This is a genomic window from Sphingobium sp. TA15, assembly GCF_037101235.1.
GTDB classification, from domain to species: domain Bacteria; phylum Pseudomonadota; class Alphaproteobacteria; order Sphingomonadales; family Sphingomonadaceae; genus Sphingobium; species Sphingobium indicum.
In genome coordinates this window covers 702,473-714,552 of the sequence record NZ_AP025355.1, presented here as the reverse complement: position 1 = coordinate 714,552, position 12,080 = coordinate 702,473, and the positions used below count along the sequence as shown (strand labels likewise).

Annotated in this window: 16 protein-coding genes; 10 read left to right on the top strand and 6 right to left on the bottom strand. The window is 66.6% G+C overall.

Features of this window, described 5'->3' with window-relative positions; all coding sequences use genetic code 11:
* Position 1 precedes the first annotated feature (1 nt).
* The 4 genes from gmk to Sj15T_RS03580 form a co-directional block, all read right to left on the bottom strand.
* Complete coding sequence (gmk, locus tag Sj15T_RS03595) at positions 2–667, bottom strand: guanylate kinase (protein WP_007688531.1); 666 nt, start codon at positions 665–667, stop codon at positions 2–4.
* 52 nt (positions 668–719) lie between these two features.
* On the bottom strand, positions 720–1,061 hold the full coding sequence (locus Sj15T_RS03590) for a hypothetical protein (protein ID WP_007688529.1): 342 nt from the start codon (positions 1,059–1,061) through the stop codon (positions 720–722).
* A 49-nt stretch (positions 1,062–1,110) separates the two neighbouring features.
* Positions 1,111–2,496: a class II fumarate hydratase gene (fumC, locus tag Sj15T_RS03585; RefSeq protein WP_041385847.1), complete on the bottom strand. Its 1,386-nt coding sequence runs from the start codon at positions 2,494–2,496 to the stop codon at positions 1,111–1,113.
* 67 nt (positions 2,497–2,563) lie between these two features.
* Positions 2,564–3,040, bottom strand: a complete 477-nt coding sequence (locus tag Sj15T_RS03580; RefSeq protein WP_007688526.1) for a ClpXP protease specificity-enhancing factor SspB — start codon at positions 3,038–3,040, stop codon at positions 2,564–2,566.
* 98 nt (positions 3,041–3,138) lie between these two features.
* Between Sj15T_RS03580 and hisB the strand changes: the two genes are divergently transcribed.
* The 7 genes from hisB to Sj15T_RS03545 all read left to right on the top strand — a co-directional run bounded on the left by hisB (position 3,139) and on the right by Sj15T_RS03545 (position 7,357).
* The gene (gene hisB / locus Sj15T_RS03575) at positions 3,139–3,726 is read left to right on the top strand and encodes an imidazoleglycerol-phosphate dehydratase HisB (RefSeq protein ID WP_007688525.1); all 588 of its coding nucleotides are present in this window, start codon (positions 3,139–3,141) and stop codon (positions 3,724–3,726) included.
* Positions 3,723–4,340, top strand: coding sequence for an imidazole glycerol phosphate synthase subunit HisH (gene hisH / locus Sj15T_RS03570; protein WP_013039916.1), 618 nt, complete (start codon positions 3,723–3,725; stop codon positions 4,338–4,340). Before hisB ends, hisH begins: the two co-directional genes overlap by 4 nt.
* 91 nt (positions 4,341–4,431) lie before the next feature.
* Complete coding sequence (gene hisA / locus Sj15T_RS03565; protein ID WP_013039915.1) at positions 4,432–5,169, top strand: 1-(5-phosphoribosyl)-5-[(5-phosphoribosylamino)methylideneamino]imidazole-4-carboxamide isomerase; 738 nt, start codon at positions 4,432–4,434, stop codon at positions 5,167–5,169.
* Position 5,170: 1 nt separating this feature from the next.
* Positions 5,171–5,935 (top strand): imidazole glycerol phosphate synthase subunit HisF, encoded by a 765-nt coding sequence (hisF, locus tag Sj15T_RS03560; protein ID WP_007688517.1) that lies wholly within the window; start codon positions 5,171–5,173, stop codon positions 5,933–5,935.
* A 163-nt stretch (positions 5,936–6,098) separates the two neighbouring features.
* Positions 6,099–6,335, top strand: coding sequence for a PEP-CTERM sorting domain-containing protein (locus Sj15T_RS03555; RefSeq protein WP_025551763.1), 237 nt, complete (start codon positions 6,099–6,101; stop codon positions 6,333–6,335).
* 42 nt (positions 6,336–6,377) lie between these two features.
* Complete coding sequence (locus Sj15T_RS03550) at positions 6,378–6,698, top strand: phosphoribosyl-ATP diphosphatase (RefSeq protein WP_013039913.1); 321 nt, start codon at positions 6,378–6,380, stop codon at positions 6,696–6,698.
* Between the two features lie 77 nt (positions 6,699–6,775).
* Positions 6,776–7,357, top strand: a complete 582-nt coding sequence (locus tag Sj15T_RS03545) for a hypothetical protein (RefSeq protein ID WP_013039912.1) — start codon at positions 6,776–6,778, stop codon at positions 7,355–7,357.
* A 37-nt stretch (positions 7,358–7,394) separates the two neighbouring features.
* Here the strand turns inward: Sj15T_RS03545 and Sj15T_RS03540 are convergent, their stop codons facing one another.
* Positions 7,395–8,300, bottom strand: a complete 906-nt coding sequence (locus tag Sj15T_RS03540; RefSeq protein WP_041386355.1) for a histone deacetylase — start codon at positions 8,298–8,300, stop codon at positions 7,395–7,397.
* A 73-nt stretch (positions 8,301–8,373) separates the two neighbouring features.
* Here Sj15T_RS03540 and Sj15T_RS03535 point away from each other — a divergent pair, with 73 nt between their 5' ends.
* The 3 genes from Sj15T_RS03535 to Sj15T_RS03525 all read left to right on the top strand — a co-directional run bounded on the left by Sj15T_RS03535 (position 8,374) and on the right by Sj15T_RS03525 (position 10,938).
* Positions 8,374–9,828: a L,D-transpeptidase family protein gene (locus Sj15T_RS03535; RefSeq protein WP_013039910.1), complete on the top strand. Its 1,455-nt coding sequence runs from the start codon at positions 8,374–8,376 to the stop codon at positions 9,826–9,828.
* Between the two features lie 5 nt (positions 9,829–9,833).
* A complete protein-coding gene (locus tag Sj15T_RS03530; protein ID WP_013039909.1) occupies positions 9,834–10,118 on the top strand; it encodes a hypothetical protein in 285 nt (94 codons plus the stop codon).
* Positions 10,119–10,257: 139 nt separating this feature from the next.
* Complete coding sequence (locus Sj15T_RS03525) at positions 10,258–10,938, top strand: murein L,D-transpeptidase catalytic domain family protein (RefSeq protein ID WP_041386353.1); 681 nt, start codon at positions 10,258–10,260, stop codon at positions 10,936–10,938.
* Between the two features lie 387 nt (positions 10,939–11,325).
* Here Sj15T_RS03525 and Sj15T_RS03520 read toward each other — a convergent pair whose 3' ends face one another.
* Complete coding sequence (locus Sj15T_RS03520; RefSeq protein ID WP_007688503.1) at positions 11,326–12,048, bottom strand: hypothetical protein; 723 nt, start codon at positions 12,046–12,048, stop codon at positions 11,326–11,328.
* Positions 12,049–12,080 lie beyond the last annotated feature (32 nt).

The following is a 12,080-nucleotide window of genomic DNA, read 5'->3' as shown; positions in this document are numbered from 1 at the left end:
CTCAATCCTCCTGATGATAGCGGCTGAGCCTGCGGATGAAGCCGATCAGCCCGGTCTGGCGGCTGCGCTTCATGCGTTCGGCATGCAGGATGGTCTGGACCCGCTGGAAGCAATCCTCCGCATCGACATTGCACAGCACATAGTCATAGCCGTCCCAATGCGCGATCTCTCCGGCGGCGCGCGCCATGCGGCCCTCGATCACCTCATTGCTGTCCGTCGCCCGGCCCCGCAGCCGCCGCTCCAGTTCCTCCATTGACGGCGGCAGGATGAAGATGCGCACGACATCGCCGCCCGCAATCTGGTGCAACTGCTGCGCACCCTGCCAGTCGATGTCGAACAGCACGTCCCGCCCCGACTTCAGCATCGCCTCCACCGGCGCGCGCGGCGTGCCGTAACGCTGGCCGAAGACATGCGCCCATTCCAGGAATTCATGATCGGCGATCATCCGCCGGAATTCCTCCAGATCGACGAAATGATAATCCTTGCCGTCGACCTCGCCCGGCCGCATCGGCCGCGTCGTCGCGGACACCGACATCGCCAAATCCGGTTCGGCGGCGAGCAATTTGCGCGCAATGGTGGATTTGCCGGCGCCCGAAGGCGAGGAAAGAACGAACAGGACGCCGCGGCGCTTGAAATCGGGCGTCTCGATGGGAATGCTGTCGGCCATGGCCGCTAGTGCCGCCATGGACGCAATTTGGCAAGGGGGGACTATCGCGCCGTCAACGCTTGCGGGCCTTGCGCGCCTCCTCGATCAGGATCGGCGGCGCGCTGCCGTCGGGCAGCGCCTTGGTGGTGCGCTTGCGGTCCGCCTCGCGCTTCGCCTCATAGACCTTGCCGGCCATGTAGGCGCCCGTCACGAACAGCGCACCGACCGGATGGCGCATGATGAGCCGCTTTGCGCCCATGCCCGCGATCAGGCCGATAACGCCCTTCTTGCCCGTGTCCGCCGCGACCCGCGCCGCGACGACCGTCGCCCCGACACGCGCCGCCTTCCTGAGCAGCCCGGCCTTGCGGGGCGGGCGAACGGCGATCAGCGGTTTATCGGGCGATGTCTTGCTCATAAGGCGTCAATGTATCGCAGCCTGCCCGGTTCCGCCATGTTGATCTGGATCAGACCATATTTTCCGGCCGCACCAGCCGGTCGAACGTCGCCTCGTCCACCAGCCCCAATGCCAGCCCCGCCTCCTTCAGCGTCAGCCCTTCGGCATGGGCGTGCTTGGCGATCTTCGCGGCATTGTCATAGCCGATCTCCGGGGCCAGCGCCGTCACCAGCATAAGCGAGCGGTCGACCAGTTCGGCGATCCGCTTCTCATTCGCCTCCAGCCCCTCGACGCAGCGTTCGGCGAAACTGTCCATGCCGACGCTGAGCAGATGGATCGACCGCAGCACCGCCGCGCCGATCATCGGCTTGAACACATTGAGTTCCAGATGCCCCTGCAACCCGCCGACCGTCACCGCCTGATGATTGCCGATGACCTGCGCGGCGACCATCGTCAGCATCTCGCACTGGGTCGGGTTGACCTTGCCCGGCATGATCGAACTGCCCGGCTCATTGGCGGGCAGGTCCAGCTCGCCAAGGCCCGAACGCGGCCCGCTGCCCAGCAGGCGGATGTCGTTGGCGATCTTGGTCAACGCCACCGCCAGAGTCGCCAGCGTGGAGGACAGGTGCACCAGCGGATCGTTGGACGCCAGCGCCTCGAACTTGTTGTCCGCCGTTCGGAACGGCAGGCCGGTCAGCGCCGCGATCTCCTTCGCCACCGCCGCGTCGAAGCCTGCGGGCGCGTTGAGGCCGGTGCCGACCGCCGTGCCGCCCTGCGCCAGCGCCGTCATGCCGTGCATGGTCGCTGGCTCGATCCGCTTGCGGCTGCGGTAAAGCTGATGCGCATAGCCGGAAAATTCCTGCCCCAGCGTCAGCGGCGTCGCATCCTGCAAATGGGTGCGGCCGATCTTGACGATGCCCGCCCACGCCTTCGCCTTGGCGTCCAGCGCGGCGTGCAGCCGGTCGAGCGCGGGGAACAAATGCCCGGTCGCCGCCCGCGCCGCCGCGATATGCAGCGCCGTGGGGAAGCTGTCGTTGGACGATTGCCCCATATTCACATGGTCGTTGGGATGGACCGGGCTTTTCCCGCCGCGCCTGCCGGTCAGCGCCTCATTGGCGATGCCCGCGATCACCTCATTGACGTTCATGTTGGACTGGGTGCCGCTGCCCGTCTGCCAGATGACCAGCGGGAACTGGTCGTCATGGCGGCCCGCGATCACCTGCGCCGCCGCCGCCTCTATGGCGTCGGCCAGGCCCGAATCGAGTCCATGGCCGCGATTCACCCGCGCCGCCGCCTGCTTCACGATGGCCAGCGCGTGGACGATGCCGATCGGCATGCGCTCATCGGGACCGAAGGGGAAATTCTCGATGCTGCGCTGGGTCTGCGCGCCCCAATAGGCGCCGGCGGGCACTTCGATGGCGCCGATGCTGTCTGTTTCGGTGCGGGTATCGCTCAATTCGGGCACTCCCTGAAATGGCCGGAGTGCCGCCAATCTGGGGACGCCCGGTCCCCGATACCAGAGCTTATTTCTTCTTGCCGAAATCCACGGTCACGACATTGGAGCCGTCCTCGGTCATGACCTGCGGCGCGTCGTTTTCCGCCTCCTCATGCGGTTCGGGCGCGATGTCGGCCTGCGCCTGGAACTGGAGGGCGAAATTGACCGCCGGATCGACGAAGGCGGTGATCGCGGCGAAGGGAATATGCAGATGCGCCGCCACCTGATTGAAGGTCAGGCTGACCCCGAAGGCGTCGTCGCTGACCTTCAGATCCCAAAATTTGTTCTGGAGCACGATGGTCATCTCGTCCGGGAAGCGTTCGACCAGATGGCGCGGAATATCGACTCCGGCGGCCTGGGTCTTGAAGGTGATGTAGAAATGATGCGCGCCGGGAAGCCCGCCGGAACGCTCGATTTCGCCCAATACGCGGCCGACCACGGCGCGCAGGGCCTCCTGCACGATTTCGTCATAGGGAATCAGGCTGTCGGGCAGGTCTTCGCTCATGCGCCAATGTCCTAACGGCGCGGCGGCGCGGGTCAAGTGCGCGCCATAGATTGCCGGGCACATTGCAACCGCCGCCCACTTCGGTATAGGGCGCAGCCATGCGCACGGCCGACATTCACCGCAACACTGCGGAAACGCAGATCGACGTGACCGTCAATCTCGACGGCACCGGCATCTATACCGTTTCGACGGGCATCGGTTTTTTCGATCATATGATCGAACAACTGTCCCGCCATTCGCTGATCGACATGGACGTGAAGACGGTCGGCGACCTGCATGTCGACCAGCATCACACGACGGAGGACACCGCCATCGCCATCGGCGAGGCGGTGGCCAAGGCGCTGGGCGACAAGCGCGGCATATCCCGCTACGGCAGCGTCTATTCCCCGATGGACGAGACGCTGACCCGCGTGTCGCTGGACATTTCAGGGCGTCCCTGGCTGGTGTTCAAGGCGGACTTCACCGTGCAGCGCATCGGCGAATGGGACGCGGAGATGGTGGAGCATTTCTTCCACAGCTTCGCCCAGGCCGCCGGGATCACGCTGCACATCGAGAATCTCTACGGCAGCAACAATCACCATATCGTCGAAAGCTGCTTCAAGGGCCTTGCCCGCGCCTTGCGGCAGGCGGTGGAGATCGATCCGCGCAAGGCCGACGCCATTCCGTCGACCAAGGGGATATTGTGACGACGCTTGCCCTGATCGATTACGGCGCGGGCAACCTCCATTCGGTGCATAACGCCCTGCGCAAGGCGGGGGCGACGGACGCCGTCATCACCGCCGACGCCGATGTCGTGGCCAGGGCCGACCGGATCGTATTGCCCGGCGTCGGCGCCTTCCGCGCCTGCCGCGACGCGCTGGTCGCCATCCCCGGCATGGTGGAGGCGATGAACGAAGCGGTGCACCGGCGCGGCGCGCCCTTCCTGGGCGTGTGCGTGGGCATGCAGTTGCTGGCCGACGCCGGGGAGGAGTTCGGGCGGCATGAGGGGCTGGGCTGGATCGGCGGCACGGTCCGGCTGATCGAACCCCATGACCCGGCGATCAAGGTGCCGCATATGGGCTGGAACGACGTGACCCTGCGCGGCGCGCCGCCGCTGCTGGAAGCGGGCGAGGCCTATTTCCTGCACAGCTATCATTTCGACGCGGCCGACCAGGCCGATGTCGCCGCCGTCACCGATCATGGGGGGCCGCTGGTCGCCGCGGTCGCGCGCGACACGATCATCGGCTGCCAGTTTCACCCGGAAAAGAGCCAGAATTACGGCCTTTCCTTCCTGTCCCGCTTTCTGGAATGGCGCCCATGAGCCTGCCCTTCCCCCCGTTCGTGTCGAGCGAAGTCGAGACATGGGGCGTGCAACAAATTCTCGACTTCGCTCGAACCGAACGGATGTTGAAATGAGCCTCATCGTTTTTCCCGCCATCGACCTCAAGGGCGGCCAGGTCGTCCGCCTGGCGGAGGGCGACATGAACCGCGCCACCGTCTATGGCGACAATCCCGCCGCGCAGGCGCTGCTGTTCGCGGAAGCGGGCGCGCAGCACCTGCATGTGGTCGATCTGGACGGCAGCTTCGCGGGTCATGCGGTCAACGCCGAAGCGGTCGAAGCCATTGTCGAAGCCTTCCCCGGCCATGTGCAACTGGGCGGCGGCATCCGCAACCGGGAGGCGGTGGAGCGCTGGTTCGACCTGGGCGTATCGCGCATCGTGATCGGCACGGCGGCGCTCAAAGACCCGGATTTCGTCAAGGCGGCGGCGCGGGACTTCCCCGGCGGCATCGTCGTGGCGGTGGATGCGCGGGACGGCTTCGTCGCGACCGACGGCTGGGCGGAGAAGTCCGACATGCCGGTGGTCGACCTCGCCCGCCGGTTCGAGGATGCGGGGGTGGCCAGCCTGCTCTTCACCGACGTGGGCCGCGACGGCCTGCTCAAGGGCTGCAATATCGACGCGACCGTCGATCTGGCGCGGGCCACGAACATTCCCGTGATCGCCAGCGGCGGCGTCGCGGGCATCGCGGACATCCGCATCCTCAGCCTGCATGCCGATGAAGGCATCGAAGGCGTGATCACCGGCCGGGCGCTCTATGACGGGCGGCTGGACCTGAAGACCGCGCTGGCCGTGGCGCAGGCGGCGGCGTGACATGACCGTCCGCACCCGCGTCATCCCCTGCCTCGACGTCGCCAATGGCCGGGTGGTCAAGGGCGTGAACTTCATCGACCTGCGCGATGCGGGCGATCCGGTCGAGCAGGCCAAGGTCTATGACGCGGCGGGCGCGGACGAACTCTGCTTCCTCGACATCACCGCCACCCATGAGGCGCGGGGCACCATATTGGACGTAGTGCGGCGCACGGCGGAGGTATGCTTCATGCCCGTAACGGTCGGCGGCGGCGTGCGCAGTCCGGAGGACGCCCGCGCCCTGCTGCTCGCGGGCGCGGACAAGGTGGCCGTGAACAGCGCCGCCGTCGCCCGGCCGGAGGTGGTGGCCGACATCGCCGACCGCTTCGGCAGCCAGTGCGTCGTCGGCTCCGTCGATGCCCGGCGGGTGGCGGAAGGCCGCTGGGAAATCTTCACCCATGGCGGGCGCAAGCCGACCGGCATCGACGCGCTGGACCATGCCGTCAGGCTGGCGGAACTGGGCGCGGGCGAGCTGCTCGTCACCTCCATGGACGGCGACGGGACCAAGGCGGGCTATGACCTGGCCCTCACCCGCGCCATTGCCGATGCGGTTTCGGTCCCGGTGATCGCCAGCGGCGGGGTCGGCACGCTGGACCATCTGGTCCAGGGCGTGGTGGAGGGGCATGCCAGCGCGGTGCTGGCGGCCTCCATATTTCATTTCGGTCAACATAGCATTGCTGAAGCGCATCAGGCGCTTGCCGCCGCTGGCATAGCGGTGCGGGCCGCCTGACCGACCGCATTCCGCAGAAAAAGCGTCGGTTTCCTTTACATTAACCAATGACGGCAGGCCTGCGTTAACCATTACGACCCCCTTCCGCCTCCATTTGGCGGAACTGGCACGGCGCCTGCACCTCTTCCCGCACCTGACTCAAATCAACAGCGGGGTGAAGACGATGAATGTGAACAAGCTGTTTCTGGCCGCTGGCGTGGCCGCTCTGATGGGCGCGGCGGCTCCGGCGGAAGCGACTTGGTGCTGGGGCAAGAAGTGCGGCGGCTCCAGCAGCTCGGGCGGTTCCTCGTCCGGCGGCACGCCGACGCCGGTGCCCGAACCGGAACAGATGGCGCTGTTCGGCCTGGGCGCAGCGGTGCTGGGCGCGCGGGTTTTCGTCGCCCGCCGCAAGCGCAAGTAAGTTTTCGTTTGACGGTTTGCGCGCGCGGCGCTTGATGGCGCCATGCGCGCGACCCTTTTCGACCTTGAACGAACCATCCGCCAGCGGCGGGATGCCGATCCCGACCAATCCTATGTGGCGAAGCTGACCGCCAGGGGGCGGGCCAAGATCGCGCAGAAGGTCGGCGAAGAGGCCGTGGAGACGGTGATCGCCGCCATGGCTTCCGACCGGCAGGGCGCGATCGGGGAAAGCGCGGACCTGCTGTTCCACCTGCTGGTGCTGCTGGTCGACCTCGACATCTCGCTGGACGATGTGCTGGACGAACTCGACCGGCGCGAAGGCGTGTCGGGCATATCGGAAAAGGCCTCCCGCAAGGGCGATTGAGCGCCCTCCCCGGAAAGATATTGCCGTTCCCGCGTTTGTCCGTCAGCCTCTCGACCGTTGAGAGGACAGGAGGGCATATGTTCAAGACCCTGTTGGGCGGCCTGATCGGCGGCGTCGCCATGTATCTCGTCGGCTTCATCTTCTGGGGGACGCCGCTGAGCGCCCTCGCCTTTCACCGCGCCGAATCCGCCGCCGGCAGCAATTTGCAGGCGGCCCTGGCGCAGGCGCTGACGCCGTCGGGCACCGGCGTCTATGTGATTCCGGACCCGGCGACCGCGCAGGGCACCATCCTCTACGGCAAGGGGCCTGTCGCGACGGTCTTCTACAACAACAGCGGATTTCCGGTGACCGATGCCGGGGCGCTGATCGGCGGGCTGATCCTGGCGCTGGTCGTCGGCATCGTCATCGCGCTGATGCTGCGGTTGGCGAGCGGCGATCTGGGCGGCCGGGCGAGAGCGACGGTCCTGTTCGCGCTCGCGGCCGTGCTGTGGCTGCATGTTGGGCAAGCCGTGTTCAATCATGCGCCCTGGGGCTATATCCTTTATCTGGCCTTCAGCGATTTCGCGGCGCTGGTCGCGGCGGGATTGGTGGCGGCAAAAATCATGGAGAGCAGGCAGGCCGCCGGTTCCGACGCGACGGGGGAGGCGACGCTGCATTGAGCGCGGATGGGGGTTTGCCGACTTTCTGCCCTTGCAGCTATCGGCCATCGCCCGCCTCTTCCGCCAGCCGGATCATGCAGTCGGCATGCCGCCGGGCGATGGCCATGCGGTCTTCGCCATAGCCGCCGCCCATGGTGCTGGCGAGCGGGATGCCCCGGCGGCGCGCGGCGCGCATCACGGCGCGGTCCCGGCGGTCCAGGCCGGCATCGCTCAGCGCCAGACGGCCGAGGCGGTCTTCTTCATGCGGATCGACCCCGGCCTGGTAGAGGATCAGGTCGGGCCGGAAATCGTCGAGCACGGGCGGCATGACCTTCATAAGGGCATCCATATAGGCTTCGTCGCCCGTGCCGTCGGGCAGGCCTATGTCCAGCGTCGATCGCGCCTTGCGCACGGGAAAGTTGCGGTCCGCATGGATGGACAGGGTGAATATGTCCCCTCGCCCGCCAGTCAGCACGGCCGTGCCGTCCCCCTGATGCACGTCGAGGTCGAGGATCAATATCCGCCGCGCGTCCCCCTCCGCGATCAGCCGGTTCGCGGCGATGGCCAGGTCGTTGAACACGCAATATCCCGCGCCGCTGCCGGGCAGCGCATGATGGCTGCCGCCCGCCGCATTGGCCGCATAGCCATGGCGCATGGCGAGCCGCGCCGCCAGCCATGTGCCGCCGGGCGACAGCATGGAACGGCGCGCCACCCGCGCCGTCACCGGAAAGCCGATGCGCCTTTCCTTTTCCGGCGGCACGGTCTGCGTCGCGACCTGCTCGACATAATCGGGGTCGTGGACCGCCTCTATCCAGGCGCGCGGCATGGGGGCGGGTTCATGCACGGTAAAGGGTGCCGCCGCCATGGTCAGCGCCTCCATCACCAGCCCGTATTTGTCGAAGCGAAAGGAACTGCCCGCTGTTGCCGGAGAGACATAGGCCGGATGGTGAACGACGTGCAGCATCATCTTTTCCGCTATCTTCGAGTTTGAACGATGCGGGCTTTGCGCTATCTGGTCCAGCATGAACCGTCCTGAAATGATCCGTTTTTCCGTAATTTCCCTCCTGGCCGCCGTCGCGCTGCCCGCGGCGGCGCAGCCGCCCGCCGTCGCGCCGACCATGCCGGCGCCCTCGTCGCAGCCCCCCGCCCCGCAGGTCATCCTGCCCCCGGCCATCGTCACGCCGCCGCCCGTGCCGCTGCCGCAACCCTCGGCGGCGCAGGAAAAATGGCTGAACGAATGGCTGAAGGGCGGCGCGGTGCAGGGGCTGATGGCGCGGGCCAGGGCGACCGGAGAACTGAAGGGCGACGCGCTTCTGTCCGCCGTGCTGGACCGGGCGAAGGCGCTCAGCACCGGGCGCGTGGACACCGCCGATTTCCTGGAGATCTGGGCCTTGCGCCCGGCGCGGTTCGACCCCCGGCCCGGCCTTGCCAAGGCGATCGCCGAAGACAGGCTGCCGCAATGGGCGCTCAGCCTGACGCCGCCCTATGCGGGCTATGACGGGCTGCGCAAGGGCCTCGCCAATTATGAGCGGATTCGCGATGCGGGCGGCTGGCCGACGCTGACGGCGCAATCCTCGCCCGATGTCGTGCGGGCGCGCATCGCCATAGAGGACAAGAGCGTCACGCCCGGCGAAAAGCTGGTCGACGTGCTGCAACGGGCGCAGCGGCGCTATGGCCTCAACCCCACCGGCCTGCTGGACGCCCGGACGCTCAGGGAACTGAACGTGCCGGTGGACGACCGCATCGCCGCGATCATGGCGAATATGGAACGCTGGCGCTGGATGCCACGGCAATTGCCGGTCAACCGGGTGCAGGTGAACATCGCCGCCGCCGTGCTGACCGTGTTCGAGGGCGACCAGCCGGTGACGTCGATGCGCGCCGTGACGGGCGCGCCCGACAATGCGACGCCGATGCTGGTTTCCAGCATCCATTCCATCGTGGTCAATCCGCCGTGGAACGTCCCCGCCTCCATCGCCAAGCGCGAATTATGGCCCAAGGGGCGCGCCGCGCTGATCCGTCAGGGCTACAAGATCGTCGGCACGCCGGAGACCGGGGAGCGCATCGTGCAGCCCGCCGGTCCCAACAGCGCGCTGGGCCGGTTGAAGTTCGACTTCAACAATCCCTTCGCCGTCTACCTGCACGACACCCCGTCGCGAGCGAAATTCTCAAGCTATGACCGACTGGCGAGCCATGGCTGCATCCGCCTGGAAAAGCCCGTGCCGCTGGCGGAACTGATGGTGGCGAGCGATCCCGACCTTGCGGGCAAGATCCAGTCGCTGATCGACACCGGCAAGACCCAGCGCGTGTCGCTGCCGAAGGAAGTGGCGGTGTACCTGCTTTACTGGACCGCCTTTGCCGGCAATAACGGCACGATGAACTTCCGTTCCGATCCCTATGGCTGGGACAAGCTGCTGGCGGCGAAGATCGAGGCGTCCAGCCGCCGCGTCGATCCGACCGCCGCGCCCGCCGCCACCATCGCATCCAAGGATTGATCTTCATGCGCAAACTCGCCCTTTTCGCCCTTGCCGGCACGCTCGTCCTCGCCGCCTGCGGCAAGAAGGAGGAGGAGGCGCCCATGACCAACAATCTGGTCGAACCGCCTGTCGAGAACGTCATCGAGGAAGAACCCGCGGCCCCGACGCCGGAGCCGAGCAACAATGCCGCGCCGGAACCCGCCCCGCCGCCCAGCATTTCCGAACAGCAGCAGATAGAGGATGACGCCGCCGCGACCGGCATGACCGCGCGCCTTGGCGGCGACGAAGGCGCGAACGCCACCGAATAGGCCCCCAGGCATCGGCCGCGGTCTCCCGCCCCGGAAAGGAGGCGGGACGACGGTTTTCCGGGCATCATGGGGGATGGACGGCGGCGGCGATCCGGCGGCGCCCTTGGACTGTCGCCGCTCCTTTGCTATATTGCGATTCATGGATCGTCGTAATTTTACCAAGCTCGCTTTGAGCGGGCTGGCTTTTTCGTTTCTTGCCGACAGTGCCGGGCGGGCCGCTCCGCTGGGCGAAACGCAGCCGCAGCCGGCCATTCCTCCGGCTCCGCGCCCCGCCTCGCCGGGACCGCTCGCTGCCCAGCCCTATGCGAAACTGCTGGAACGGGCCAAGGCCGCGCTGGACCAGCATGGGCATATGTTCACGCTGCGCGACCGGGTGGCGCTGGCCGATTTCAACGCGCCGTCCCGCGAATTGCGCTTCCATGTGGTCGATCTGATCGGCGGACAGGCCAGTTCCTATCTGGTCGCCCACGGCCGCGGTTCCGACCCGGAGCATTCGGGATGGCTCCACAGCTTTTCCAATGAGCCCAATTCGCTGGCGAGCAGTTCGGGCGCGTTCAAGACCGGCGAAATCTATGAGGGCCAGCATGGCCGGGCGATGCGGCTGGCCGGGCTGGATCCGCAGAACAACAATGCGGAAATGCGCGCCATCGTCGTGCATGGCGCGGACTATGTCAGCGAGAACCATATCGCGAGCTGGGGCAAGATCGGCCGCAGCGAGGGCTGCTTTGCGCTTGCCCGCCATATGCTGCCGCAATTCATCGGCCTGATGGGGCCGGGTCGGCTGCTCTATGCCGACAAGATCACAGGCATAACGGCCTAGGCAGCGTGGACAAATTCGAAAATGTCGTGAAATGGCCAGTTGCGGACATTGCCCCACCGTCACCCCGGGCTTGACCCGGGGTCCCGCTTTCTTTCTGAGTGCCGCGCCTCGTCCAAGGCAGCGGGACCCCGGGTCAAGCCCGGGGTGACGAAAGGAGGGGGTGGCGGGAAACCACCCAAATCACTCAGTCCGGCAAGTCTTGTGAATTTGTCCACGCTGCCTAGGACAAGAGCTTTCGGCGCGGCCCTGCGACGGCAGGAGCCAGTTGCGACCTTGGCGCTAGGGCGATTCCAAGCGAACGGAACCGATCGCTGATTAACCACGAATCCAGAGCGGAGAGCTGATTCAATCAGATCGAAACCCGCTCTGGACGAACGGAAAGCCGCGTCAGCCCGATTTGGCGCCCGTCATCGCCTCGATGGAGGGCCTGTTCATCGCATCGATGGTGCCGTCGCTCAGCATCGCCTTGCCCATGTTCAGCGCTTCGGCGGACAGGGCCGGGTCGTTGCCGGTCTGGCTGGCCCCGATCAGCGCCGACAGCAGGATGTTCCGGGACACCGCGTCCTGGGCGTTTTCCGCGACGGACTTGCGGGCGAGGGCCAGCGCCTCCTGATAGAGGGGATCAGCGCCGGTCTTGTCGCTGCCGGCCAGCTTCTGATTGCCCATCTGGATCAATATGCCGGCGAAGATATTGCGGCTGGCGGCGTCGGCGGGCTTCGCCTCCACCAGCTTGCGCCAATAGGGCGCGGATTCGGTGTAGAGCGCGATCACCTTGTCCATCCTGCCCAGCGCGCCCTGCGCCGCCGCATTGGCGTAAAGCGCGTTGGCGAGGAAATTCACATTGTCGATCTTGGCGGGATCGGCCTGCACCGCCGTGCGGATGGCGGGCAGCGCGGCTTCATATTTCGCGGCGGCGCCGGCATTGTCGCCGGCCTGCTGCGCGGTCTGTCCGGCGGTGAAATCCGTGACCGCCTGGTTGAAGGCAGCGATCTGCTCCGGCGTCATCTGGCCTGCGGCGGGAGCGGCCTGCGCCGCCTCCTGCGCAAGCGCCGGCGCCGCCAGCGGCGCGGACAGGGCGATCAGGGCGACGAGAAAGGTACGGGACGGCAAGATGGACACTCCTCGATCATGCAACGGAAGCG